Annotated in this window: 22 protein-coding genes; 19 read left to right on the forward strand and 3 right to left on the reverse strand. The window is 51.7% G+C overall.

Annotation, left to right across the window (positions count from 1 at the left end; all coding sequences use genetic code 11):
- The first annotated feature begins 4 nt into the window (after positions 1-4).
- The 3 genes from TJ79_RS24925 to TJ79_RS24935 all read left to right on the forward strand — a co-directional run bounded on the left by TJ79_RS24925 (position 5) and on the right by TJ79_RS24935 (position 6,183).
- Positions 5-1,771 carry a glycoside hydrolase family 2 protein gene (locus TJ79_RS24925; protein WP_040953058.1) on the forward strand — a complete coding sequence of 589 codons (1,767 nt, stop codon included), beginning with the start codon at positions 5-7 and terminating at the stop codon, positions 1,769-1,771.
- Positions 1,772-1,960: 189 nt separating this feature from the next.
- Entirely contained in the window at positions 1,961-4,471 is a 2,511-nt protein-coding gene (locus TJ79_RS24930; RefSeq protein WP_081757148.1) for a family 43 glycosylhydrolase, read from the forward strand.
- 155 nt (positions 4,472-4,626) lie between these two features.
- Complete coding sequence (locus TJ79_RS24935; protein ID WP_040953059.1) at positions 4,627-6,183, forward strand: MDR family MFS transporter; 1,557 nt, start codon at positions 4,627-4,629, stop codon at positions 6,181-6,183.
- A gap of 58 nt (positions 6,184-6,241) precedes the next feature.
- Here TJ79_RS24935 and TJ79_RS24940 read toward each other — a convergent pair whose 3' ends face one another.
- From TJ79_RS24940 to TJ79_RS26405, 3 genes are all read right to left on the reverse strand, one after another.
- Positions 6,242-6,505, reverse strand: a complete 264-nt coding sequence (locus tag TJ79_RS24940) for a universal stress protein (protein ID WP_052339998.1) — start codon at positions 6,503-6,505, stop codon at positions 6,242-6,244.
- Positions 6,506-6,606: 101 nt separating this feature from the next.
- Positions 6,607-8,082: a DHA2 family efflux MFS transporter permease subunit gene (locus TJ79_RS24945; RefSeq protein ID WP_081757149.1), complete on the reverse strand. Its 1,476-nt coding sequence runs from the start codon at positions 8,080-8,082 to the stop codon at positions 6,607-6,609.
- Positions 8,083-8,235: 153 nt separating this feature from the next.
- Positions 8,236-9,096, reverse strand: a complete 861-nt coding sequence (locus TJ79_RS26405; RefSeq protein ID WP_052340000.1) for a TetR/AcrR family transcriptional regulator — start codon at positions 9,094-9,096, stop codon at positions 8,236-8,238.
- Positions 9,097-9,245: 149 nt separating this feature from the next.
- Here TJ79_RS26405 and TJ79_RS24955 point away from each other — a divergent pair, with 149 nt between their 5' ends.
- From TJ79_RS24955 to cysK, 16 genes are all read left to right on the forward strand, one after another.
- Positions 9,246-10,010 carry a vWA domain-containing protein gene (locus TJ79_RS24955; protein ID WP_040953060.1) on the forward strand — a complete coding sequence of 255 codons (765 nt, stop codon included), beginning with the start codon at positions 9,246-9,248 and terminating at the stop codon, positions 10,008-10,010.
- Positions 10,000-10,938: a protein kinase domain-containing protein gene (locus TJ79_RS24960; protein WP_040953061.1), complete on the forward strand. Its 939-nt coding sequence runs from the start codon at positions 10,000-10,002 to the stop codon at positions 10,936-10,938. Before TJ79_RS24955 ends, TJ79_RS24960 begins: the two co-directional genes overlap by 11 nt.
- A 46-nt stretch (positions 10,939-10,984) precedes the next feature.
- Positions 10,985-12,427, forward strand: a complete 1,443-nt coding sequence (gene tilS / locus TJ79_RS24965) for a tRNA lysidine(34) synthetase TilS (RefSeq protein WP_052340001.1) — start codon at positions 10,985-10,987, stop codon at positions 12,425-12,427.
- A gap of 105 nt (positions 12,428-12,532) precedes the next feature.
- Positions 12,533-13,069 carry a hypoxanthine phosphoribosyltransferase gene (gene hpt / locus TJ79_RS24970; protein ID WP_040953062.1) on the forward strand — a complete coding sequence of 179 codons (537 nt, stop codon included), beginning with the start codon at positions 12,533-12,535 and terminating at the stop codon, positions 13,067-13,069.
- A gap of 98 nt (positions 13,070-13,167) precedes the next feature.
- Positions 13,168-15,192 carry an ATP-dependent zinc metalloprotease FtsH gene (ftsH, locus tag TJ79_RS24975; protein WP_040953063.1) on the forward strand — a complete coding sequence of 675 codons (2,025 nt, stop codon included), beginning with the start codon at positions 13,168-13,170 and terminating at the stop codon, positions 15,190-15,192.
- 178 nt (positions 15,193-15,370) lie between these two features.
- The gene (locus TJ79_RS24980; RefSeq protein ID WP_040953084.1) at positions 15,371-16,204 is read left to right on the forward strand and encodes an alpha/beta fold hydrolase; all 834 of its coding nucleotides are present in this window, start codon (positions 15,371-15,373) and stop codon (positions 16,202-16,204) included.
- 63 nt (positions 16,205-16,267) lie between these two features.
- The gene (locus tag TJ79_RS24985; RefSeq protein WP_238323144.1) at positions 16,268-16,759 is read left to right on the forward strand and encodes a MarR family transcriptional regulator; all 492 of its coding nucleotides are present in this window, start codon (positions 16,268-16,270) and stop codon (positions 16,757-16,759) included.
- Positions 16,760-17,194: a pyridoxamine 5'-phosphate oxidase family protein gene (locus tag TJ79_RS24990; RefSeq protein WP_040953065.1), complete on the forward strand. Its 435-nt coding sequence runs from the start codon at positions 16,760-16,762 to the stop codon at positions 17,192-17,194. It abuts the gene before it with no gap.
- 2 nt (positions 17,195-17,196) lie between these two features.
- Entirely contained in the window at positions 17,197-17,952 is a 756-nt protein-coding gene (locus TJ79_RS25000) for an alpha/beta fold hydrolase (protein WP_081757150.1), read from the forward strand.
- Positions 17,953-18,075: 123 nt separating this feature from the next.
- Complete coding sequence (gene nadA, locus TJ79_RS25005; RefSeq protein ID WP_040953066.1) at positions 18,076-19,014, forward strand: quinolinate synthase NadA; 939 nt, start codon at positions 18,076-18,078, stop codon at positions 19,012-19,014.
- 80 nt (positions 19,015-19,094) lie between these two features.
- The gene (gene nadB, locus TJ79_RS25010) at positions 19,095-20,753 is read left to right on the forward strand and encodes an L-aspartate oxidase (protein WP_040953067.1); all 1,659 of its coding nucleotides are present in this window, start codon (positions 19,095-19,097) and stop codon (positions 20,751-20,753) included.
- A 52-nt stretch (positions 20,754-20,805) separates the two neighbouring features.
- Positions 20,806-21,672, forward strand: a complete 867-nt coding sequence (gene nadC / locus TJ79_RS25015) for a carboxylating nicotinate-nucleotide diphosphorylase (RefSeq protein ID WP_040953087.1) — start codon at positions 20,806-20,808, stop codon at positions 21,670-21,672.
- Positions 21,669-22,433, forward strand: coding sequence for a type III pantothenate kinase (locus TJ79_RS25020; protein ID WP_040953068.1), 765 nt, complete (start codon positions 21,669-21,671; stop codon positions 22,431-22,433). Before nadC ends, TJ79_RS25020 begins: the two co-directional genes overlap by 4 nt.
- 47 nt (positions 22,434-22,480) lie before the next feature.
- Positions 22,481-23,347 carry an Hsp33 family molecular chaperone HslO gene (hslO, locus tag TJ79_RS25025; RefSeq protein ID WP_040953069.1) on the forward strand — a complete coding sequence of 289 codons (867 nt, stop codon included), beginning with the start codon at positions 22,481-22,483 and terminating at the stop codon, positions 23,345-23,347.
- Positions 23,348-23,406: 59 nt separating this feature from the next.
- Positions 23,407-24,354, forward strand: coding sequence for a peptidylprolyl isomerase (locus TJ79_RS25030; protein ID WP_162162990.1), 948 nt, complete (start codon positions 23,407-23,409; stop codon positions 24,352-24,354).
- An 82-nt stretch (positions 24,355-24,436) separates the two neighbouring features.
- On the forward strand, positions 24,437-25,375 hold the full coding sequence (gene cysK / locus TJ79_RS25035; RefSeq protein WP_040953070.1) for a cysteine synthase A: 939 nt from the start codon (positions 24,437-24,439) through the stop codon (positions 25,373-25,375).
- Positions 25,376-25,448: the final 73 nt, after the last annotated feature.

Raw genomic sequence — 25,448 nt, forward strand, 5'->3', positions numbered from 1 at the left:
AGAAATGACGAAGTTTTTACGCGATGAATATCCCCGTCCGCAGTTTATCCGTGATCAGTGGCTGTCGCTGAATGGGGAGTGGGAGTTTGAATTCGACGATCAGAATGTGGGGGAACAGAAACGCTGGTATGCAGCAGATGCAGGTTATTCTTTCTCCCGAAAAATTCAGGTGCCCTTTTGCTTTCAAAGCAAACTAAGCGGAATCGGCGACCCTGCCTTTCATGATACCGTCTGGTACCGCAGGACGCTGACGATTCCCGACGGTTATGCGGGTAAACGGCTGTTGCTGCACTTTGGTGCCGTTGACTATGAAGCCCGCGTTTGGGTGAATGGAAGTCTGGTAGCCGTACACGAGGGCGGACACACTCCCTTTACTGCGGATATTACCGATGCCATAAACGGAACGGACAATCTGCTTGTGGTAAAGGCGACGGATTACAGCAAGGATGTGAGCCTGCCGAGGGGCAAGCAGTATTGGGAAGAACATTCCACCGGCATTTTTTACACCCGCACGACGGGCATATGGCAGTCCGTCTGGCTGGAGCCGGTAGGTCCGCTTTCGATCCGCCGTCTGCGCATGACCCCCGACATCGATCATAATGAGATCGCGTTGGAAGCCTTTTTTGACGGAATGGACTGCTCGGAAAAAGATGTCCGTCTGCAAGTGACAGTTTCCTTTGCGGGAAGCGTGGTGGCCGATGATGTTTTCTCGGTGCGGCATAGTGTAGAAAGCAGAAGAATCTGTCTGCATGATTTTAATGATCACAGCGCTGGGCGTTGGTGGTCGCCGGAGCGGCCTAATCTGTACGATCTGGAACTGAAGCTTTTGGTTGACGGTCAAGAAGCGGATCGGGCGACGAGTTATTTCGGCATGCGTAAAGTGTCCATCGAAGGCGGAGTTCTGATGCTGAACAATCGGCCTTATACCATGAGACTGGTTTTGGACCAAGGCTATTTTCCGGATGGTCTCCTTACAGCTCCGCAAGACGGAGACCTGCGCAAGGACGTGGAATTGACCAAAGCGATGGGCTTTAACGGTGCGCGCAAACACCAGAAGATTGAAGATCCCCGCTATCTTTATTGGGCTGATAAGCTGGGGCTGCTCGTTTGGAGCGAAATGGCGAATGCCTTCCAATTTACCGAATCGTATGTAGCGAGAATGACGAAAGAATGGTTGGAAGCGGTGGAATATAACTACAATCACCCTTGTATAGCCGTTTGGGTTCCGCTTAATGAAAGCTGGGGTGTCGTGGATATCGCCACCGACAAAGCCCAACAGCAGCATGCCCTCGCCATGTATCACATGACCAAGTCGCTGGATCAAACCCGCCCGGTCATTTCCAATGACGGTTGGGAGATGGTGAACACCGACCTGATCGCTATCCATGATTACGAATGGCGGAGAGAGGTACTTGCGGAGCGCTATTCTTCTAGTGATCATGCCTTGTCTGCACGTCCGGGCAATCGCTTCATTCTTGTTCCCGGGTTCTCCTATCAGAATCAGCCGATTCTGGTGACGGAGTTTGGCGGCATTTCCTTTAAAAAGAGCGAGTGGGAAGGCTGGGGATACTCAGGAGCATCAACGGAAGAGGATTTCGTCAAACGGTTGAAGGATGTTGTGGAGCCGTTGGTGCAATCGCCGGTTGTGCAAGGCTTCTGTTATACGCAGTTGACGGACGTCGAACAGGAAATTAACGGTTTATTGACGTATGACCGCGTACCCAAAGCGCCGCTGGAAACCATCCGGGCTATTGTGGAGGGAAATAGGTAATCGCGTATATAACATACATGCCGCTATCGCAGATCAGCGAATGTATGAAAACCGGCGAAGCCGCCTGAAGCTTAACCTATATGGAAGAAGGTTATTTCAGGGCAGATCAATTGCTTTAAGAATCGCAAGGATAGATAAGGCGGAAGAGTCGATCCCAGACTGTTCCGCTTTTATTTTGGAGGAGAGTATATGATGAAGATGAGGTGCCGAATAATGGGGAGAATCACCGTTTTCGTGCTCGTGGCCCTTGCCGGGCTTGCGGCATGTTCATCCCCGCCGCCGGAAAAAACGGTGCAGACATGGACAAACCCCATATCGCTTCCCGATGAATGGGAAGATTACGGGCTTGGAGACCCTTATGTCTTTTTCTTCAATGGTTACTACTATTTATATGTTAGCACGAGAGACACGGATGCGGGGGTGAAGGTATGGAGCTCGCCGGATCTGGTGAATTGGACGTACCGCGGTTTGTGCACGGAGGAGCCACTTACCGCAGCTGCCTATGCTCCTGAAGTGCGGTATTGGAACGGGAAATTTTATATGTATACTTCACCTGCCGGACAAGGACATTATGTATTGGAAAGCGTTAGCCCCGTCGGGCCGTTCTCGATCGTCACCGACAATTTCGGCATGAGCATCGATGGAACGACTTTCGTGGATGACGACGGTCAATGGTACTTTTATTACGCTGGGCCGATGGGGATCCAAGCAGCGAAGATGGATAGTCCGATATCCGTAGATCGAGACACGGTTACAACCGAAGCGTACATGGGCGGCTGGACGGAAGGGCCAACGGTATTCAAACGCAACGGCCGTTACTATATGACGTATACGGGCAACCATGTTTTTAGCGAGGGGTATCGGATCGATGCTGCAACCAGTGAGTCACCTTTAGGCGGGTTTATAACATTCGCAGATAACCCTGTGCTGATCCGTACCGAAGGCAAAACAGTCGGACTGGGCCATAACTCGGTCGTGATCGGTCCGGACCTGGATTCTCAATTTATGATCTATCATAATTTGGAGGGGCCGGGCGTGGTTGGGCCTTTGCGGCATATGGACATGGATCGAATGGTTTGGAATGGCGAGCGTTTCACCGTATGGGGTCCTACTTCAGAGCCGCAACCGGCTCCGGAGCTGCCTGCTTTTGCCGACCGCTTTGAACGGGATTCGATAGGTGACGCTTGGTGGGGAAAAGAGAAGAACGGCGCGTGGTCGATTCTTTCCGGCCAGGGATTGGCAGTTCGGCCCGATTTCGGGGTTGTCAGCAAACGGCTTACGAAAGCGAAGAGCGAAGCGAGTTTTACCGCCGCGTTTAACGTACGGCTAGCGGAGGGAACGATAGGTTTATCGGAGGGAAAAGCGGGAGCGGTCTTCAGCTATCAAGATGAGAGTAATTACGCAACGGCTTGGCTGATGCCGGATTCCAACCGACTTGTGGTGGACATTTATGAAAAAGGGAAACGAACCATGGCCGGTCAGGCGGATTTGCCCCCGGGTTTTGATTTGACTCAGTGGCATCAACTGCGCATCGAAAAAGCAGCTGGCGACCTGCGGGTTTATGTGGACGAGATGCTCAAGGTCACGGCGAAAACCTCGCTGGCCGGCGGAAGGGTCGGGTATGCCGCTGAAAAATCCGACGCTGTATTCGGCTACATCGCATTTAGCAACAAGGTGAATGGCAGCAGTGCATACGCCGCTTATCAACCGCTTCCCGGTACGATTCAGGGTGCCGGCTTTGAAGAGGGGGCATTGAGAAATACGGATGCCGTCAAGAAGGAGAATGACGCCGCCGATTCGCTTGAGAAAGCCCGCGTTGGTACTGCTCTGGATAGCAGCGGCAGGTTTTGGGTTGCGGATTTGCAAAAGAAAGAATGGCTGTCTTACCTGGTTCGGCCTGAATACAGCGGAACCTACAGCTTAAGCTTCCGGATCATCCCCGGAGATAAGGGTGTGAAGTTCCGCGTCACCCAGGATGGGAGCATAATGGCTTCCATTCAAGCCTCTCCCGGCATGAAACCCGATACCTGGCAAACCGTCACGGTTTCCGGCCTATCATTAAACGCTGGATCTGAGCGGTGGAAGCTTGAGGTGGAAGAGGGCAGCATGAACTTGGATACGATTCAGGTATCGCCGTATACTGAGGTCACCGCAACAGAGGATACATTTGACGATGGAAATGACTTCGGCTGGACTCGGTATGAAGGCGTTTGGTCCGTTAAAGAGAAGCAATTGCGGGCCTCATCGGCAACACCGGCAAAATCGGTAATCGGCGAAACCGGGTGGACGGATTACACGGTAAGTGCCGATATTATGCGCGTGGCTGGAGAGGGACAAGCGGGAGTTTTGCTGCGGGTAACGGATGCGGCGGACGGAACAAAAATCAATCAAAACCGAGCTGATTTTATGAAAGGATATGAGGCGTACGCAGATGCCGAGGGCATCCATTTGGCCAAGTTCAATTATGGTTCAGAGGTCGTGGCGTCTGTGCCATACCCCGTGGATTCAATGGCGAAGGAACAATGGCTTCGCCTTACGGTCAAAGCAAGGGGGACTCAGCTTGACGTTTACCTCAATGATTCGGCTGATTCAGTCATCCATTATGTAGACGATAGCGGCTCGCCTTTTTTGCATGGCAAGGCTGGATTGAGAGCGGTGGATGGAGCGGCACGCTTCGATCATTTTGAAATCAGACCCTAACGGTTAAGGCTGAAGGTGTATGATTGCTCGGGTTGTTTTCCTGCATGTTCGCTTCTTAAGATTTCTTGACAGGCGATTGCCTACACCCTACACTGAATCTGTTGCTGCTATCTTTTACCTGTGAAGGAATTTGGTTTTATGAAGGGGATGATTTTATGATGCAAAAAGGAAGCAACTTGAAGCTCGTCGTCACCGGCTTGCTGCTAGGGATTCTGATGTCAGCCATGGACAACACGATCGTGGCGACGTCGATGGGTACGATCGTCTCCGAACTCGGCAATTACGACAAATTCATTTGGGTTACGTCGGCTTATATGGTGGCTACGATGGCGGGAATGCCGATTTTCGGCAAGCTATCGGATATGTACGGACGCAAGAGATTTTTCGTTTTCGGATTGATTATGTTTTTGCTCGGCTCGGCTTTATGCGGATTATCCCAAACCATGGTGCAGCTCAGCATTTTCCGGGCGATCCAAGGGATCGGCGGCGGAGCGCTTATGCCTATCGCCTTTACGATCATCTTTGATATTTTCCCGCCTCAGGCTCGGGGCAAGATGACGGGACTCTTCGGCGCGGTGTTCGGGGCATCCAGTGTGCTTGGTCCGCTTTTGGGCGCGTATATTACTGATAATATTAAGTGGAACTGGATTTTTTACGTCAACCTCCCTATCGGGATTGTCGCCCTGTTCTTGATTTTGCGTTTCTACAAGGAATCTCCCCAACACGTGCGGCAAAAAATCGATTGGTGGGGCGCGTCCACCCTTGTGATCTCTGTAGTAAGCCTCATGTTTGCTCTGGAACTGGGCGGGGAGAAGGGTTATCCGTGGGACGGCTGGAAAATCATCGGCTTGTTCGTTGTCTTTGCCGTGTTCTTCGTCGCATTCTTCTTGATCGAACGGGTCGCGAAGGAGCCGATCATTTCATTCTGGCTGTTTAAAAAGAGATTGTTCGCCACTTCGCAAATTCTTGCTCTCCTGTATGGGGCGACGTTCATCATTCTTACGGTGTTCATTCCGATTTTCGTCAGCGCGGTCTATGGCGGAACGGCGACCAACGCCGGTTTGATCCTGATGCCGATGATGATCGGTTCGGTCGTGGGCAGTTCCATCGGCGGTATCTTCCAAACGAGAACCACTTTTCGCAATCTGATGATCGTATCGGTCATAACCTTTTTCGTCGGTATGCTGATGCTCGGCCTGATGACGCCGGATACCCACCGTTGGATGCTGACTATCTTTATGACTTTGGCTGGTTTCGGCGTCGGGTTCTCCTTCTCCATGCTGCCGACGGCAAGCATGCATAATCTCGATCCGCGATTCCGGGGAACGGCTACTTCCACCAACAGCTTTTTGCGTTCCTTCGGGATGACTTTGGGGATTACCATCTTTGGCACCATTCAAAGCAATTTGATGTCGACTAAAATGACAAATGCGTTTAAAGATATGGCCGGCGGAGGCCAATCTTCCGCCAACTTCAGCAGCGGCAATATACAGGAGCTGTTTAAGTCAGGGGCGCGTTCTCAAATTCCGGCGGACATCTTGCATCGGATCGTCGGCGCGATGTCGGATTCCATCACCGGCACCTTCCTGCTGGCGCTGATTCCCATCGGCGTCGCCGCAGTCGTCGTGCTGCTTATGGGGAACGCGCGGATTCAAGCTACCCCGAAAGAGGCGGAAACGTCAGTTGCACCGGAGCCGGCAAGCCAACATTAAGAAGCGAATAAAAACGAGAACGGCCATGGGTCCCATGGCCTTTTTTTTTGTATCTTTTTTATAGCGTACCCGGTTCGTCGTTTGCGTTCTCGTTTGTACGAACGACAAGGACGTCGCAATTGGAGTTGCGGACGATGTTGTCTGAAACCGAACCAAGCAAAATGTGCCCCGCCCGGTTTAGTCCGGTCGCTCCGCAAATCACTAAGTCGGTTTCGTCCAAAGCGCTGAACTTTTTTACGAGTTGATGCTTTGGATTGCCTTCAAGCAAAACCATCTCATAAGGCACGTTATGGGCAGCTAACTCTTTCGCATATTTCGTCAAGAGTTGATCCGCATAATCTTCGATTCCGCTTCGAAATGGCGATCGCTTTTTTCAGAGCAAACTCCGCTTCCTTCGATCCGTCCACGGCTATAAAAATATGGTTATACTCCGTGATGATGAGCCCCTTTCTGGGATTTTTTTGTTTTCACGAATAAACCAAAGATGAAACCGACTACGACGACGGCAATGGAGATCAAATAGGCGTCATTGGTTCCGGCGATCATGGCTTGGTGAGAAATGGTTTCTTTCAATTGCTGCGTTAGCGCCGTCCCGTTTTGCAAGGCCTCTTTCATCAAATCTTTTCCATGCGCTGTGGCACGGGTCGTGATCGTCGTAATAATCAAGCTTGAGCTGATGGCGCCGACTACCTGCTGCAGCGTGTTGGTCATCGCCGTACCGTGGGCGAATTCTTTTTCGTCCAACGAGTTCATGGAATTGGTTTGCATCGGAATTTGCACGATTCCCACGCCTACCATACGAAGCGCATAAGCGAGGCAGATATAGAAGAAAGTCGTGGAAAGCGACATCTGACTCAGCATGACGGAAGCAATGAGAATGAGCGGGAAGCCGACCCAGACGAGAGGTTTTACCCCGAATTTATCATACAGCGTTCCGTTTACAGGCATTAATAAGCCCATTAATACCGAACCGGGCATCATCAGCAGGCCAGTCTTCAGCGCGCTTATGCCGCGGACGGACTGCAAGTAGATCGGCATGGGGATCATGACCGAATACATCGCGAAAAGGATGATGCAAAACGTGATGATGGAAACCGTGAATTTTGGATTCAAGAAGATTTTGAAACTCAGCATGGGCTCCGCCAATTTGTTTTGGCGCAAGATAAGCGTCACAAGTCCGAGTATGCCGACAATTAAGCTCACGATTACAACGGCGTCGTCCCACCCCCTCTTGCCGGCGCTGCTGAAGGCGTAAATGATTCCTCCGAAGGCGAGAGCGGATAAAAGAACGGACAGGATATCAATACGACCGGGTTGGGTTTCTTTATTGCTTTCCAGCTTGAAGTATGCGAACAGAAAGACGATTAGCGTGATGGGCCAGATCAGATGAAATAGCGCTCTCCAGCTTGCCACTTCTAAAACCAATCCGGCAATGGTCGGTCCGATGGCGGGAGCAAAGATCAAAATGAATCCGAACAGTCCCATTGCTTTCCCGCGCTTATCCGGCGGAAACGTGCTGAACAGAATGTTCATCAAGAGCGGCATCACCAGCGATGCGCCAAGGGCTTGAATGACGCGGGCAATGATGAGGATGGCGAAGTTCGGCGCCAACCCGCCGAGAAGCGTTCCGATGGTGAAAACCCCCATGCACAGCAAAAACAGCCGGCGGGTGGAATACTTGGAAAGCAAAAAGGCCGAGGTTGGCACCAAAATACCGGCTGTCAGCATATAGACGGTTGTCATCCATTGCGCTGTTGATGCGGATATGCCAAATTTGGACATGATGATCGGGGTAACATTGCTCATAAGCGTACTGCACAAGACCGTAAAGAATGCGCCGACCATCAAAATAACAAGAAACCCGTAACTTTGCTTGGGTGGCGTTTTTGTAGATGACATTTTCTTCAACCTCCTATGACGAAAAATGAAAAATGAACTAAGTGTATAAATTTATACCTTGAGTATATTACACGATATCAATCATTTCTTCAACAAAAAACTCATCGCAAGATTTGCGATGAGTTAGGGTCTCTTAAGCGAGCCAGGGGCACGTTAGAGATTTTTTAAGAGTTGGATATATTCATGAATCGCCGGATACCGGCCGCCGAGATATTGTTCAAAGTCTTGGATCATTTGGTTCACCATCGATGGGAAATGGCCTAATTGTTCGCGATTGCGGGCAAGGAACCGTAAATATTCAAAGAACAGCTCCTTTTTCGGGTGATCGCCAAAATCCTTCTTCAACCATTGCCCCAGCTGCAACGTTTTATTCATGAACCGTTCCGTATTGGATATAGAGTTTTCTTGAAAAATGAGGCGTTCGGACTCAAAAAGGGGATGGCTATTCATCTCTTCCATGCAAAGCAGCATCTTGTTAAAACTGCTGTCTACTATCGCTTCGATCGGAATGGCTTGGTTTGTTGATTCATTCATCTTAGTCAGTTCTTTGATAAGCGCCTGCAGAAATAACGTCGCATCCAAAACTCCATGGGGATACCGATTTCCAAAGGCGATCTTCATCCGATTATAGAGCCATTGCAAAGATTTTTGCCTGTTCTCTTTGATAAACGCAAGGAGAGCCGGTTGTTTTTCAATAATCGCCTCCCCAATGATGGGGCGAAGCGCATGTTCACTTTCAAAATTCTTGATATGGCAGATGGCTTTGCGGATGAGTTCTTCTTCATCTTTAACGTCATCATTAAGCAGCAGGATATGGAGCTCCATATTCAATTTTTCTTGCAATTGCTGCAACAGCTCAAGAGTGAGGGAACCTTTGGATGTGAAGTATTTGTAAAACGTTCCTTTGGAAATGCTGCTTGCTTCCAATATGTCTTGGATTGACGTTTCCAAATAGCCCTTCTCTTTAAACAGTTTATACGCACAATCAATAATTGATTTTCTTTTATCATTCATGAGATGCGCGATGCTCCCTTTTCAAAATGATGGCATCATTATAACACAGGTTTTAACTCTCGCGAAAAAGGCAAAACTGGTTAATAGAGAAGAGAAACGACTCCGTCATAGATTGCCGGAATAACGATTGAAATTGGGAGGTTAACGAGATGAAACAAATTATTTTGATTACGGACGGATGCTCCAATGTCGGAGTTAGTCCGGTTGTGGCAGCGGCCCATGCCTTGACCGAAGGGATTGTCGTCAATGTGGTAGGAGTGATAGATAGAGGCGAAATCGGCGAACTGGGCGCAAAAGAAATCGCGGACATCGCCAAGGCTGGCGGCGGCTTAAGCCGTATTGTGGATCCCCAAGCGTTATCGCAAACTGTGCAGATGATGACTCGGAAAACCGTAGCCCATACCATCCGGCAAGCGGTAGGTAGTGAACTCCGGACCATTCTCGGCACTTCGGAGCTGACGGAGCTGCCACCGGGTAAGCGGGCGGAAGTGGTACGGGTCATCGATGAGCTGGAGGAGACGGCGGATTTGCGTGTGGCGCTTCTCGTCGACGCCAGCGCCAGCATGAAGCCGAAGCTCCGGGCGGTGCGGGAAGCCGTTCGTGATCTGATGGCCAGCTTGCAGGCACGGCAGGGTAAAAGTGAGTTGGCTGTGCTGCATTTTCCTGGTCAAGGGGACGAGGAGCTGCGGATTGACGCCAACTGGAGCCGCCATCTTGCAAAAGCGGCAGAGTTATTTTATAACATTAACATGAAGGGAACGACTCCGACTGGACCTGCTTTGCTGCGGGCTGTCGCCTTTTTCGCGGAGACGGCTCCCCCGGTAACGGAATGGGAGGATAAAACCTCCCGACAAGAGCCCTTCCCTCCTGCTTCGAGGGGAGAAGATGGGATGTTGAGCGATTATGTCCTTTGATGGAGATTGGACTCCTGGCGGCAATCTGACGGGAAAATGGAACGGCCGCAGCTACCGCATCGTCCGCAAGCTGGGCGCGGGAGCCAATGGTAGTGTTTATTTAGTGCAGCGGAACAAAGGGCTGTATGCACTGAAAATTGGATTTGATACCGCCGATTTGCAGTCCGAAGTAAACGCTCTTTCCCAGCTGTCGAAAGGGGAAGGCCCATTTTTTCGGTTTATGCTAGAGGCGGATGATTGCATGCGAGGCGGCCGAACGCTGCCTTTTTATGTGATGGAATATATAGAGGGCAAACAGATCAGCGAGTTTATATTAATGAAGGGAAAAGACTGGGTAAGCGTCGTGGGCCACCGTCTTCTGGGTTTACTGACGGAGCTGCACAAGCGGGGCTGGATTTTTGGCGATCTGAAGACGGACAACGTCCTGGTTTCCGGATATGGCGAAGTCCGGCTTGTTGATTTTGGCGGACTGACCCGCAAGGGAAAAGCCGTCAAACAGTTTACGGAGTTGTACGACCGGGGCTATTGGGATGCTGGGCTCCGAACGGCGGAAGAAGGCTACGATCTGTTTGCTTGCGGCATTTTGCTGCTTCAGCTTTTGGGCATTCGCGGCGATATTTTCTCGAGCAAAGTACTCCCGCAAAACCGCAACGTCTCCATGTTGCTTGCGGCAATGGAGGAAACGCCGGAGTGCCGCAATTATGCGTCTTGCATCGGAAAGCTGCTGAGCGGAAGCTATGCCTCATCCCGGGAAGCCCGGGAGGATTGGCGGAGGACGGTATTTCCGGCGGCTCCCGCATCTGTCGCTCATGCCTCCAGAGGCTCGAAGAACAAGGGTTCTTCGGGAGGATGGCTGAAAATGGGGATCACCGTATCCGTTTTGCTGTTCCTGTCCGCTATTTTGCTGGTTGCCCGGGATTACTTTTAAACGAGCAAACGGGAACGATCGATGTGCCCTTGGGGAGGTTAAGTTGTTGGAGGATCATCTCGTTCGTCAAGTAGAAAAGATGCTAATCGAAGAAGATTTACTGCAGAAAGGCGACCATGTGGTAGTCGCTCTTTCCGGGGGGCCTGATTCGGTTGCGCTGCTTCATATTCTTCATCGTTTGTCTGGCAGTTGGAGACTCGAACTGACGGCAGCCCATGTCAATCATGGCTTTCGGCCGGAGGAGTCCCGGCAAGAAGCGGAGCAGGCGGCTCAGTGGGTAGCGTCTCTCGGGGTCCCTTTTGAAACCATCACCCTCGACCTTCCTGCCTATATCCGCGAGACGGGCCGAAACGGCCAAGATGCGGCTAGGGAGCTGCGTTACCGGTTTTTGCTGGAGACGGCTCATCGAGTCGGGGCTGGTAAAATCGCTTTCGCCCATCATGCGGACGATCAGGCGGAAACGGTACTGATGCGTCTCTTGCGGGGGACGGGACCGACGGGGCTCGTTGGCATTCCGATGAAACGATCGGTGGAAAATGTGGAACTTTTCCGACCTCTCTTGCGTATAAACAAAAAAGCTCTTGTCGACTACTGCATGGAACACGGGTTGCCCTATTCCATCGATAGCAGCAACGAGAAGCGCATCTATACCCGCAACCGGATCCGTCTTGATGCGTTGCCTTATCTTTCCGGGTTCAATCCGCGGCTTGCGGATTCCCTAGGACGGCTGGCTCAGACGATGGAAGCGGAGGATGGGTATCTGCAGTCGGAGACCGAGAAGCTTTTTGCCCGGATCGCAGAGCCCTGCGAAGACGGATGGACTTTCAGCCAAAGGGAATTTGCCGGGCTTCATCTCGCTTTACAAAGGCGGTTGATTAAACTAATATTGAATTATCTTTCTTCGGAATCCGCTTCCGGCGACGCTTCCGGCTTTGTCCAAACGGAATTGATCCGCAAAGCGGCCCTGGAACAGCAACCGCCCAACCTGACTCTAGACGTTGGCGGTGGGGCACTTTTTCGCAGAGAATACGATCGTCTCAGCATCGCCCGCCACCGGCTCGCTTTCCGGGATGCCCGCTCTTATGAGATTGAGGCTGGCGACGGCGATTTATTCGTCTCTGAGACGGGAGTGCGGTTCACCTTTCGCCTGTCGGATCGGTTAATCGATTTGCCGGAGAATTGGAAAAGCAACAAAACGTCTGCAGTTTTCGATATGGACGATTTGAGCTTTCCTTTATGTTTAAGAACTCGCCAGGAAGGGGATCGTATCCGCATCCCCGGTTTAAACGGCTCTAAAAAGGTGAAAGATGTATATATTGAGGAGAAAGTTCCGCAACGCCAGCGCAGCCGCCTTCCCGTCCTTACGGACGCCGAAGGTCGCATTCTTTGGCTCCCCGGTTACCGGCGCTCCGCGTATTCCGTCGTGACGGAGAAGACGAGGCGCTATTTTTACGCAGAGGCGCACTTTCCGGAGGTTCTGACAGAATAAGGCTTTCGGGTGGCTATTCTCATGTTATACCAATCCTTTTTACCGTACCGCTTCCGGAGTTTATTTAGTTTCATCATTTCATAGGATAGGGTAGGAGGTCTTCCGTTGCAAAACGACATCAAGGAAGTTTTGTACAGCGAGGAACAAATTGAAGAGAAGGTTAAAGAGCTCGGCGAACGTATAAGCCAAGATTTTGCAGGGAAAAATCTATTTGTTATTTGCGTCCTCAAAGGGGCGTTCGTTTTCATGGCGGATTTGGTTAAATCCATAACCGTTCCTCTTGAACTTGATTTTATGGCGGTCTCCAGTTATGGAGCATCCACACGATCTTCCGGGGTTGTTCGGATTATCAAGGATCTGGACGTCTCGGTTGAAGGCCGGGATGTGCTCATCGTCGAGGATATCATCGATAGCGGCATGACGCTGAGCTATGTGATCGATTTGCTGCAAGGCCGTGGCGCGTCTTCCGTGTCAGTAGTTGCGCTCTTCGATAAGCCTCACCGTCGTACGGTCGATCTTGAGCCGGATTATAAGGGCTTTACGATCCCGGATGAATTCATCGTCGGGTATGGTCTGGATTATGCGGAAAAGTATCGTAATCTTCCATACATCGGCATACTTAAGGAAGAGATTTATTCCTAAACAGCTGGGAAAATGGATCACGCCTGACGAGCTTCAGTTCAGTTGAGAAGCCGAAATGGGCTGTGGTAAAATAAAGCAAGCATGAGAGGAGGTTGGGGATGAATCGAATCCTCCGCAGTACTGGATTTTATCTCATCATTATTCTGATTATTATCGGAATCGTGAGCATCATCAGCAAGCAGAACAATGTGGTTACTCCTAAGGACTATAGCGAGTTTCGCACGGAACTGAGCCAGGTCGCATCGGCTCCTCCGGAATCAAAGATAATTAAGGTTTCCCTTAAGCCGGATGGCCTCACATATTTGATCCGTGGTGAATACGAAAACAAAGCCACCTTCAAAACCCGCGGTCCGCTGGACTCGACCCTGATCACCATGTTGGATCAGGCCAGTCTCAACAAAGTAAATGTGATCTACGAGAAAGCAGATACGGGAAGTGTCTGGATAACCTTCTTCACTTCCGTCTTTCCGATGGTGATCATTTTCATCCTCTTCTTCTTCTTGATGAATCAGGCTCAGGGCGGCGGCGGCAAAGTGATGAACTTCGGCAAGAGCCGCGCGCGTCTTTATAATGAAGAGAAAAAGCGCGTCACCTTTGAAGACGTGGCCGGAGCCGACGAAGAGAAGCAAGAACTGGTGGAAGTGGTTGAGTTTCTGAAAGATCCCCGCAAATTTGCGGCGGTAGGCGCCCGCATTCCGAAAGGCGTGCTGCTGGTCGGTCCTCCAGGAACCGGTAAAACCTTGCTGGCCCGGGCGGTTGCCGGCGAAGCAGGGGTTCCTTTCTTCAGCATCAGCGGTTCGGACTTCGTGGAAATGTTCGTCGGTGTCGGCGCATCCCGGGTCCGTGACTTGTTTGAAAATGCGAAGAAGAACGCGCCTTGTATTATTTTCATTGATGAAATCGACGCAGTGGGCCGTCAGCGCGGCGCCGGTCTTGGCGGTGGCCATGACGAACGCGAACAAACGCTGAACCAACTGCTTGTTGAAATGGACGGCTTTGGCGCCAACGAAGGGATTATCATCGTCGCCGCAACCAACCGTCCGGATATTCTCGATCCCGCTCTGCTTCGTCCGGGCCGTTTCGACCGTCAAATTACGGTGGACCGCCCTGACATTAAAGGCCGGGAAGCGGTGCTGAAAGTTCACGCCCGCAACAAACCTCTTAACAAAGACGTCAAGCTGGATACGCTGGCGCGCTATACGACTGGCTTCACCGGCGCCGATCTGGAAAACCTGTTAAATGAATCGGCGTTGATCGCCGCTAGACGTAACCGCAAGGACATTTCCATGGCGGAAGTGGATGAAGCTTTCGACCGCGTTGTCGTCGGAACTCAAAAGAAGAGCCGTGTTGTCAGCGAACGCGACAAGCGCACGGTAGCCTTCCACGAAGCCGGCCACGCTATTATCGGCTATTATGAACGTAACGCCCAGATGATCCACAAGGTTACCATCGTTCCCAGAGGGCGTGCTGGCGGTTATGTCATGATGCTGCCGAAGGACGTAGAAGATCCGTTGATTGTAACCAAAAGCGAACTGCTGGATCAAATCACTGGTTTACTCGGCGGCCGCGTGTCGGAAGAACTTTTTATCGGAGAAATTGGCACCGGGGCGTACGACGACTTCCGCAAGGCGACGGACATTGCCCGCCGCATGGTAGTCGACTATGGCATGAGCGAGAAACTGGGACCGATGCAGTTCGGTCAGGCTCAAGGTCAAGTGTTCCTCGGCCGGGATATCGGCCACGAGCAGAACTACAGCGATGCTATCGCCTACGAGATCGACAAGGAAATCCGCGCCATCATCAGCCGTTGTTATGATCGGGCCAAGGAAATTCTGGCCGAACATAAAGACAAAGTGGAAACTGTGGCAACGACTCTGCTCCGTCTGGAAACGCTGGATAAAGATCAAATCGTTCAGTTGATCGAAACCGGCAAGGTGGATGAATCATCTGAACCGGCAGGAAGACCGACTGCGGCTCCCGGCACGGTGGAAGACGTGAAGGTGAATATCCAAAGTCAGGATGAGCAAAAAGAGCTGAAGCTTGGGTTTGAACGCGACAATAATGAAGCCGATAACGGAAGCACGGGTGAAACCGGCGGAAACTCCGACACTCCCCACAGCTGATACAACCTATATTGAAACAGAAGGAAGCCAGACCGGATATCCGGTTTTGGCTTCCTTTTTTTCGTGCTGGTTCAAGTTCTCTTCGCTTCCCGAACGCCTAATCATGATTATACCGATACTTTCTCTACCTATATGGGTTAAGCGAGCGGTATGATGTCGGAGAGGATGGGTGATGAGCATGGAAAGAGTAAAGATCTATCGCAGCTTGATTAAACTGAAAGAAACCGAATTGTTTTACATGGACACGAAAACCGATGGTCCCGCCATTCTGTGTTTACACGGACTGCATGGACGAGCCGAGACCTGGGATGAATTTATACAGCATTACGGCGGCCGTTACCGGGTTATTGCACCGGATCAAAGAGGTCATGGGTTTAGCGGAAAACCGGCGTCCCACTATACCATGGAGGAGTTTGCGGAAGATGCAGCCGGGCTGTTGATGAGCTTAAACATCGATTCGGCGGTAGTGGTCGGCCACTCCATGGGCGGCAAAACGGCGGGCTATATGGCCGCATTATATCCGGCGCGCGTTAAGGCGGCGGCGATCCTGGATATAACGGCAGATGGGCCGGCAAAACCGGACCTCATTCCTTTTGAACAAATTCCGGACCGTATCCCATTGACGCAAGATTGGCCGCTGCCCTTTTCAACCTTGAACGAAGCAAAGTCATTTATCGCAGAGGCGGCGGAAACCGAGTTGGACTATGATTTTTACATGAACAGCTTGATCGAAACGGTGGAGGGCTACCAGATGATGTTCAGTACCCGGGCGATTGCGGCTTATTATGCGCATAAAGAGAGCTGGTATCATTTGTTGCCGGATATAAAGTGTCCAGTGCTGCTGGTTCGGGCAAAAGGGAATGATGCGGTACAGGACGATAATCTTTTGGGTATGCAATCGATGCTGCTGAATAGTCAAGTCCGCGAAATATCGAACCCCGATCACAATGTCCATCTATCGGATAAGATGACCTTTTATTCGTATATCGATGAGTTTCTGGAAAGTTTTTAACCGCGTTCCGATCAAAATAAATGCCGGCTGGAGAGAATCTCTTCCGATGCAGGCATTTTTTTCTTGACTATAGTACTATATAGAACTATTCTATATGGTAAGGAGGTGGCTTCAACGAAAACCTACGGAGGATTCCTGATTTCGCAGATCAAACAGCTTCAGGGCAGGGCCTTTGAAAAGATGTTGAAGGATAGCGATGTAGATGCCTTTAACGGCGCGCAGGGCAGAATTTTGTACGTGCTTTGGGAAAACGAAAGCCTGACGATCAGCGAGATTGGCCGTCTCACATCCCTGGCGAAAACCACGCTGACCAGCATGCTGGATCGGATGGAAGAGGCGGGACTGGTGAAGAGGAAGCCCGATACGGAAAACCGCAGACAAATCATCATTACCATCACGGACAAAGCGAAAGAGTACCGGGAGGCCTACGACAAGGTGTCGGAGCAGATGAACGCTTTGTTTTATCAGGGTTTTTCCAAAGCGGAAGTAACGGAATTTGAAGATAAGCTCAAACGGATCATCGCCAATTTGGAATTCCGTCAGGAGGGTATTTGAATGGACCGTCAAGTTAAGCAAGACATCTTGGCTTTAGTGGAGGGCAGCCGAGACGCCATCGCCTGTTCTATCGATGAAAATGGATATCCAAACGCCAAAACCATGTTCAGGGCAAGAAACGAAGGTCTGCAAACCTTCTGGTTTTCCACGAATACTTCCGCCATACGCACTGGGCACTGGCAGAAACGTCCGGAAGCTAGCATTTATTTCGTCGATCACGAAGGTTTTCACGGGTTGATGTTAACGGGGAGAATGCAGGTATTGACGGATGATGAAATCAAGGCATCCTTTTGGAATGAAGGAGATGAAAAGTACTATCCCCTCGGTCCCACCGATCCGGATTATTGCATTCTCCGTTTTACGGCGGATAAGGGCAATTACTACCACGGCTTGCGGAAGCATCTGTTTAGCGTGGATGAAGCAAGGGGTTGGTAGGGATGCCTTATCAACAAGTAGGGGACTGCTCGGTCTTTTACGAGGATATTGGAATCGGCGAACCGATTCTGTTTTTACATAGCGGCTACAGTCGGGGAATCGTTGCGTTTGGCGGGCAAATCCAGCCTTTTTTTCATACATACCGCTGCCTGCTTCCCGATTTCCGGGGACATGGCCGTACGAAAAGCGCCTGTTTGGATTGGGATACGCCATCTATCGCAGAGGATATGGCGGGTTTCCTCCAGGCACTGGGGATCGAAAAGGCGCATCTCATCGGATACAGTCTTGGCGGGGGAGTAGCCCTTCATCTGGCGGCGAAATATCCCGAGCGGGTGCGCAGCATCGTGACCATCGGATGCGGCGGCGTCGCCGATCCGGTCGGTGCCGATGACTACGAGCCGGAAGCGTTGCTGCGAGATGGCCAAACCGCATTCATCGAGCGCATAAAAAGGCTGCATGCCGAAGCGCACGGCGGAGATTGGCAGCATCATATGAGGCAGAGCACGCGGGATTGGCGCCTCTACCCTCATTTATCGGAAAAGGGCTGGCTCCGGCTGACGATGCCGATGTTTTGCATCGCGGGTGAACATGATCCTTTTGCTTCCGAAGAAAGACTGCTTGCGATACAAATACGATGCCCGCAGGCTAATCGATGGATCGTGCCTGATTGCGGCCACCGTCCTCATATGCCGACGGACAGCGTGAAAGAAGTGAACATTCGTATTCTCGAATTTCTTGAAGGCGTAGCGCATAACTAAGCGCTGCGCTTTTTCTTTTTGCATTTCGCCAGGAAATATGCAATTGGGTCTCGTTTTGATTGACACCTAGATGAACTTTATGTAAATTAGGTGTAATCTTATAGCGTAAGGGTGGTATTCATCATGGGAGATCAAGCGCTTGAGCGTAAGGCCGAACAGAACCGGGAACTGAAAGAGCGGATTTTGCGGCTGAAAAAAGAGCGTAACGCCATCATCTTGGCTCATTACTACCAGAGGGACGAAATTCAGGAAATCGCTGATTTTCGTGGAGATTCTTTTCTTCTTGCGCAAAAGGCAGCCACAACGGATGCGGATGTCATCGTGTTCTGCGGCGTTCATTTCATGGGGGAAAGCGCGAAAATATTGGCTCCTGGCAAGACGGTTGTCATTCCGGATGAACGTGCGGGCTGCCCAATGGCGGACATGGTCAATGTAGAAGGCCTGCGCGCATTGAAACGGCAGCATCCAGGCGCCACCGTTGTCGCTTACATCAACACTTCGGCTGACGTCAAAGCGGAAACCGACATTTGCTGTACATCGGCCAACGCTGTCAATGTGGTTAACTCGGTGGAATCGGACGAAGTGATATGGGTGCCCGATAAAAATTTGGGCGATTATGTTTCAAAATTCACAAACAAGAAGATGATCATCTGGGAAGGGTATTGCAACACCCATGACATGCTGTCTGTCCGCGACGTCATGGAAATGAAGGCGCAATATCCGAACGCTAAATTCGTAGTTCATCCCGAATGCCGACCTGAAGTCGTGAAGCTGGGGGATTTCGTAGGCAGCACAACGGCCATTCTCAAATATTGTCGGGAGTCGGACCATAAGGAATTCATTGTCGGAACCGAAGATGGAGTCGGCTACCAATTGCGAGTGGATAGCCCGGATAAAGAATTCCATTTTGCTTCGAAGTACCTGGTTTGCCCCAACATGAAGGTGAATAACCTTAAAAAAGTGGCCCGCTGCCTGGAGACGTTATCCCCGCAGATCCACGTTCCGGAATCGGTTGCCGCAAAAGCCATTCAATCGTTAGAGCGCATGCTGCAAGTGAAGTAGCATGCGCTGCTTTGCGTCATTTGGGGCGTAAACTTCGTGTTTATTTTCTATTTTATATATTATAGAAACAGGTGAAGGCATTGATTCCTCGTTATTTGACAGATACGGACCCGGCATCGCTTCCCGTTCATGAAGCAGATGTCATCATCATCGGCTCCGGCGTCGCCGGTTTGTACACGGCCATTCGCTTGGCTGAGACGAAAAATGTTCTGATGATCACGAAAAAGGCGCTGCTTGAAAGCAACACCCGCTACGCCCAGGGGGGAATTGCAGCGGTCATCTCCGATGAGGATTCCTTCGACTCCCATCTGCAGGACACGTTGTTTGCGGGAGCCGGGCTATGCAGCACGGAAGCCGTTGATGTGCTGGTTCACGAAGGACCAGATGGCGTGCGCGATTTGATCGGACTGGGTGCTCAGTTTGACAAAGAGAACGGCGAATTGGCGCTTACCCGGGAAGGGGCGCACAGTCAGCGGCGCATTTTGCATGCCCATGGCGATTCCACGGGTTTGGAAATTGTCCGGGCTTTGGCGGAAAAGGTGCTGCAGCATCCCCGCATCGAGCTGTGGAACGATCACTTCGTGATCGATCTGGTCACCGTAGACGGCGAATGCCGGGGCGCTATCGTGCAGCGGCCGGACGGCAGCCGGGTTTTAGCCAGGGGCGACGCAACGATATTATGTGCCGGCGGAGCCGGGCAATTGTTCCGCTACACCACTAATCCAGAGATCGCCACGGCGGACGGAATCGCTATCGCTTATCGTGCCGGTGCGGATATCCGGGACGCAGAGTTTATCCAGTTTCATCCGACCGCTCTTTGCTATGCGGGAGCGCCGCGGTTTCTCATTTCCGAAGCCGTTCGGGGTGAAGGCGCAATCCTGCGCAACAGCAACGGGGAACGGTTCATGGAGCAGTATCATCCGCAGTTGGAATTAGCGCCGCGGGACATTGTTGCGAGGGCTATTGTAAGTGAAATGGAACGAACGAAAAATACGTTTGTCTATATAGATATAACCCATGAAGATCCGGAAATGGTTAAGAGCCGGTTTCCGATGATTTACGACACGTGTCTCGAGTACGGTCTTGATATGACCACCGACTGGATTCCTGTGGCGCCGGCTGCCCATTATATGATGGGTGGGGTAAAAACCGATTTGAACGGAGAGACTTCCGTTGCCCGGCTTTTTGCCTGCGGCGAAGTATCTTCTACCGGTGTGCATGGAGCCAATCGCTTAGCGAGCAACTCGCTGTCGGAAGCGATCGTTTTCGGCCGGAGAATCGTGAGTCAAATCCGCCAACTGCCTTCCATCTCCGATTTGCCCATTCCCCCGCTATCCGAGGAAGAAGCGGCGGCGAGCAGCGATTGGAGCGGTGCATCCAAGCATGGTAAGGAACCGCTGATGTCTCCTGTCATCGAACGCAGATTGAAGCTGCAAAAGGTGATGCTGCGCTGTGTAGGCTTGAAGCGGACGGCAGCCGGTTTGGAAAAAGGGCTGGAGGATATGAAGCGGCAGCTTTCCATTCTCGATGCCCAGCTTATCAGCCGCGAGGAATTTGAATTTGCCAACATGCTGACGGTTTCGCTGATTAGCGGCGAGGCGGCCCTTGCCCGGGAGGAAAGCCGGGGCGGTCATTATCGGGAGGATTTTCCGGAGAGAGACGATCAGGTTTGGCGGAAGCATATCGTATTCAACCGGGTACATGGCAGATCGGAGGAGGCGATAGACCTTGAAGGATGAGCGGACACTTTTTTCTTCCTCCGAGACGAATGCGACTAGAGGAACGGGAATAATGGAAATAAATAAAAAGAAGCTGGCGGAGCTAATCCGTGATTGGCTGGATGAGGATATCGGATCGGGCGACGTGACGACGATGTCCACGATTCCCGCAGAAAACCGATCCGTCGGCATTATCCACGTGAAGGAAGATGGCGTCCTGGCTGGACTACCGGTGGCGGAAGCCGTCTTCCGCGTGGTCGACCCGGACCTGACGTTTGCAGCCAAGGCCGCCGAAGGCAGCCTTGTTGCCAAGGGTCAGGTTCTAGCCGAAGTCACCGGCAGCACACGCAGCATCCTGCTGGGTGAGCGACTCGCCCTCAACCTGATGCAGCGGCTATCCGGCATCGCTACGCGCACCCGCGCGTTTGTCGATGCCTTGGAAGGGCTGCCGGTTCGGCTGGTCGACACCCGGAAGACAACGCCGGGCCACCGCATGCTGGAGAAATATGCGGTGCGGGTCGGCGGTGGCCACAACCACCGGTTCGGCCTCTATGACGCCGTTATGATCAAGGACAATCACATCAAAGGCGCCGGCGGCATCACCCCAGCGGTGCAAGCAGCGCGGGAGCAAATTCCTCACACCATGAAGATCGAAGTGGAAGTGGAAAGCTTCGTCCAACTGGAGGAAGCCTTGGAAGCCGGCGCCGATATCATCATGCTGGACAACATGCCCCCTGCCTCCATGAAGGAAGCGGTACAACGCATCCGTGCCAAGGCGCCCCACATCACAACGGAAGCTTCAGGCAACGTTTCACTGGAAACTGTCCGGACCATTGCCGAAACCGGCATCGATGTCATTTCTGTCGGCCGGCTCACCTATTCTGTTCATGCACTCGATATCAGCCTCGACCTGAATGATCGAAAGGGGCGGCCGGAATGATTCTGGTTGTGGATGTTGGCAACACCAACATCGTATTGGGCATTTACGAGGGGAAGCAGCTGCTGCATCACTGGCGGCTCAGCACCAATCGTTCCGCCACCGTCGATGAATATGGCATGACGGTGTTCAACCTGTTTCAGCATGCGGGAATCCGGATCGATCAGGTGGAGGGAGTCATCGTTTCCTCCGTTGTTCCGCCGCTCATGAACGTTTTGGAAAGTTTAATCAGCAAATACGTGAAGCGCACGCCCATGGTCATCGGGCCGGGCATTCGCACCGGTTTGAATATCCGTTATGAGAACCCGCGGGAAGTGGGAGCGGACCGGATTGTCAATGCAGTGGCGGGCATCGAATTGTACGGGGCGCCGCTCATCATTGTCGACTTTGGAACGGCGACGACCTTCGATTATATTGACGAACGGGCTCAATATATCGGCGGAGCTATTGCCCCGGGTATCGGAATATCGGCCGAGGCGTTGTATCAGCGGGCAGCCAAGTTGCCCCGCATCGAGCTGGCGAAGCCGAAGAGCGTTATCGGACGCAATTCCGTCGCATCGATGCAAGCCGGCATTGTTTTCGGCTTCGCCGGGCAGGTGGACGGCATCGTAACCCGCATTCGCGAGGAGTTTAAGACGAATCCCCGGGTTGTAGCAACAGGCGGGATGGCGGAAATGATCGCTCCCGAATCCCGAACCATCGAAGAAGTGAACCCGTTATTGACGTTGGAAGGCTTGCGAATTATATACGAACGGAATATGTAAAGGTTATTTGGAAAACAAATACACAACTTAGAATATAGAGGTGGATCATGAACGACCATTTGATCCGGGCCACCGCACTTGGCGGAAAAGTCCGGGCTTTTGCCGCGCTGACAACGGGCATTGTCAATGAACTGCAAAGAAGACATCAAGCTTCTCCCGTCGCGATTGCGGCTTTAGGCCGTACCGTAACGGCGGGCGCCATGATGGGGGCGATGCTGAAAGGCGACGAGCGCCTGACGCTGCAAATCAAGGGAGATGGCCCTGTTGGCCAAATCGTCGTCGACGCCAATGCAAACGGTGAAGTGCGGGGTTATGTGGAAAATCCAGTTGTCGACCTTCCGCTTAAGCCTAATGGCAAGCTGGACGTATCTGCGGCTGTTGGCGAAGGGTTTCTTTATGTGACGAAGGATTTGGGATTGAAGGAGCCTTACCAAGGCAGTACCCCTATCGTTTCCGGGGAAATTGCCGACGATTTTACGTATTATTTTGCTAAGTCAGAACAAACTCCATCTGCCGTTGCCCTCGGGGTGCTGGTGGATGTGGACTACAAAATCAAAGCCTCCGGCGGCTTTATTTTGCAGCTCTTGCCTGGTCTGGATGAGGAAGAAATTGAAGAGATGGAACGCAAGCTGGCGTCCCTCAAGCCGGTTACTACGCTGCTTGATCAAGGTGCAACTTTGGAAGAAATTCTTTCGTCAGTTGTGGAGGGGGTTCAGGTCCTGGAGACGATGGATCTGGTCTTCAAATGCCGCTGCTCCCAAGAAAGAGTGGAACAAACGCTGATCAGTCTGGGGAAAGACGAACTGAACGCGATTTTGGAAGAAGACGGGCAAACGGAAATCGTATGCCACTTCTGCAATGAGGCGTATCATTTTTCGGAACAGGAAATAAAGGGTCTACTAGACAAAATGTAAGGGATAAGGCGGCATCATGTTATGGGATGGGGCATGAAGCGTCCGACCGGGGGATGGAAATGAGAAACGTCAAACTGTTATGGGGTACGATCGTTCTGCTTGTCGCGATATGTCTGGTGCTGGCACGTATGGCTAATCTCCGGGCAGATCGGGTTCTCCCTCCAGCAGTGGAGGATGAAAGAGCGGCCGTCGTGGCTGTTATCGGCGATAAAGAGATAAATGCCGGTGCTCTGCAGGATAAGGTTTATCAAAAATACAGCCAGCAGCAGTTGAATCAAATGCTGGATCGGAAGGCTCTGGAATTGGAAGCGGCAGCCCGCAGCATACAAGTCGGCGATGACGAGATCAACAAAGAACTCACCACCATGATGGAAGGCTATAATAGCGAGGACGAATTTTACAGCGCCATGTTGGAACAGGTGGGGATGAGCCGGGACGAACTGCGGGAGGATGTCTTTTACAAGCTGCTTTCGGAAAAGTTGGTTACGGCAGATATTGTTGTTAGCGATGCGGAAATTGATGATTACTTCACCGCACACCCCGAGGAGTTCGGCGATACGGTGCAGCTCCGGCTGCAGCAAATTATCAACGAAACGCTGGAACAGGCGGACCGGACCTACGAGCTAGCCCAGCAAGGCGGAGATTTTTCCGTTCTTGCGAAGGAACGGTCGCTCGACGTAAACACGGCCAATGACGGCGGCGATCTCGGCTGGGTAGACGAGAATGATCCATTTGTCCCCATGCCGATTATGAAGGCGGCTCAAACTATGGAAATCGGTGAGATCAGCAAGCCGCTGAAAATCGATGCAGGCTACGCGGTGATTCGCTTGTCGGACCGCAAGACCGTAAACAAGGGCTCCCAGCAAGAGCTGCGGGAGAAGGTGCGCCAGCAACTGGCCTTGCAAAAAGCAACGCCAATCAACGAATATATCGATTCCTTGCGAATAAAATACAATGCCCGGATTCTAGCCCCCGAAACGAATACCACTCCCTCTCCAAGCCAATAATTCAGTTGACAAGGTTCGCTTTGGTTGCTAATATTATAAATACCTACTGGATTACTCGGAAATATAGAGGAGGATGTTTAATATGGCGAAGTTAGTGCAAAGCGTAACGGAATTGATTGGCGATACGCCCCTTGTCCGTTTGAATCGGGTTGTTCCGGAAGACAGCGCGGAAATCTATTTGAAACTTGAATACCAAAACCCTGGCGCCAGCGTCAAAGACCGTATTGCCATCAGCATGATCGAAGTGGCTGAGCAAGAAGGCAAGCTGAAACCGGGAGATACGATTATCGAGCCGACCAGCGGAAACACGGGTATCGGGCTTGCCATGGTGGCAGCAGCTAAGGGCTACAAGGCCATTCTGGTTATGCCGGAAACGATGAGCTTGGAACGGCGCAATCTGCTTCGCGCTTACGGTGCGGAGCTGGTTTTGACTCCCGGAGCAGAAGGCATGAAAGGCGCAATCAAACGTGCAGAAGAAATTCAAGCGGAAAATCCGGGATACTTCATCCCGCAGCAATTTAAAAATCCTGCTAACGTTAAAGTTCACCGGGAAACCACCGGTCCGGAAATCGTGGAAGCGATCAAATCCCACGACGGCAAACTGGACGCCTTTATTGCCGGCATCGGCACTGGCGGCACCATTACCGGTGCAGGCACCGTTTTGAAAGAAAACTTCCCGAACATTAAAATCTATGCCGTTGAGCCGGCTGCATCTCCTGTTCTCTCTGGCGGCAAACCGGGACCTCACAAGATCCAAGGTATCGGCGCAGGTTTTGTGCCGGACATTCTCAACACCTCCATCTATGATGAAATCATCCAGGTTGAAAATGATGACGCTTTTGAAACTTCCCGCCGTGTTGCCAAGGAAGAAGGCATTTTGGGCGGTATCTCTTCCGGCGCCGCGATCTTCGCCGCGCTGAAGGTTGCAAAGGAACTGGGCAAAGGCAAACGTGTCGTAGCGATTATCCCGAGTAATGGCGAACGTTACCTGAGCACCCCGCTCTACAATTTCGAAAACTAATCCGTATGGATGCGATTGACCTCCTTTGGGGCTTTTGGATTACCCGGGAAAATCATCACGAGTGACTTTCCCG

This window comes from Gorillibacterium massiliense, from assembly GCF_000455485.1.
GTDB classification, from domain to species: domain Bacteria; phylum Bacillota; class Bacilli; order Paenibacillales; family NBRC-103111; genus Gorillibacterium; species Gorillibacterium massiliense.

Excerpts from the sequence above, each read along its gene's own strand:
- TJ79_RS26405 (WP_052340000.1), bottom strand. The coding sequence starts at position 9,096 with ATGAATGATAAAAGAAAATCAATTATTGATTGTGCGTATAAACTGTTT.
- TJ79_RS25020 (WP_040953068.1), top strand. The coding sequence starts at position 21,669 with ATGATTCTGGTTGTGGATGTTGGCAACACCAACATCGTATTGGGCATT.
- TJ79_RS24955 (WP_040953060.1), top strand. The coding sequence starts at position 9,246 with ATGAAACAAATTATTTTGATTACGGACGGATGCTCCAATGTCGGAGTT.
- cysK (WP_040953070.1), top strand. The coding sequence starts at position 24,437 with ATGGCGAAGTTAGTGCAAAGCGTAACGGAATTGATTGGCGATACGCCC.
- TJ79_RS24990 (WP_040953065.1), top strand. The coding sequence starts at position 16,760 with ATGGACCGTCAAGTTAAGCAAGACATCTTGGCTTTAGTGGAGGGCAGC.
- TJ79_RS24935 (WP_040953059.1), top strand. The coding sequence starts at position 4,627 with ATGATGCAAAAAGGAAGCAACTTGAAGCTCGTCGTCACCGGCTTGCTG.
- TJ79_RS25030 (WP_162162990.1), top strand. The coding sequence starts at position 23,407 with ATGAGAAACGTCAAACTGTTATGGGGTACGATCGTTCTGCTTGTCGCG.
- hslO (WP_040953069.1), top strand. The coding sequence starts at position 22,481 with ATGAACGACCATTTGATCCGGGCCACCGCACTTGGCGGAAAAGTCCGG.
- nadC (WP_040953087.1), top strand. The coding sequence starts at position 20,806 with ATGGAAATAAATAAAAAGAAGCTGGCGGAGCTAATCCGTGATTGGCTG.
- TJ79_RS24925 (WP_040953058.1), top strand. The coding sequence starts at position 5 with ATGACGAAGTTTTTACGCGATGAATATCCCCGTCCGCAGTTTATCCGT.
- TJ79_RS24945 (WP_081757149.1), bottom strand. The coding sequence starts at position 8,082 with ATGTCATCTACAAAAACGCCACCCAAGCAAAGTTACGGGTTTCTTGTT.
- TJ79_RS24980 (WP_040953084.1), top strand. The coding sequence starts at position 15,371 with ATGGAAAGAGTAAAGATCTATCGCAGCTTGATTAAACTGAAAGAAACC.
- nadA (WP_040953066.1), top strand. The coding sequence starts at position 18,076 with ATGGGAGATCAAGCGCTTGAGCGTAAGGCCGAACAGAACCGGGAACTG.
- TJ79_RS24960 (WP_040953061.1), top strand. The coding sequence starts at position 10,000 with ATGTCCTTTGATGGAGATTGGACTCCTGGCGGCAATCTGACGGGAAAA.
- TJ79_RS25000 (WP_081757150.1), top strand. The coding sequence starts at position 17,197 with ATGCCTTATCAACAAGTAGGGGACTGCTCGGTCTTTTACGAGGATATT.
- ftsH (WP_040953063.1), top strand. The coding sequence starts at position 13,168 with ATGAATCGAATCCTCCGCAGTACTGGATTTTATCTCATCATTATTCTG.
- TJ79_RS24930 (WP_081757148.1), top strand. The coding sequence starts at position 1,961 with ATGATGAAGATGAGGTGCCGAATAATGGGGAGAATCACCGTTTTCGTG.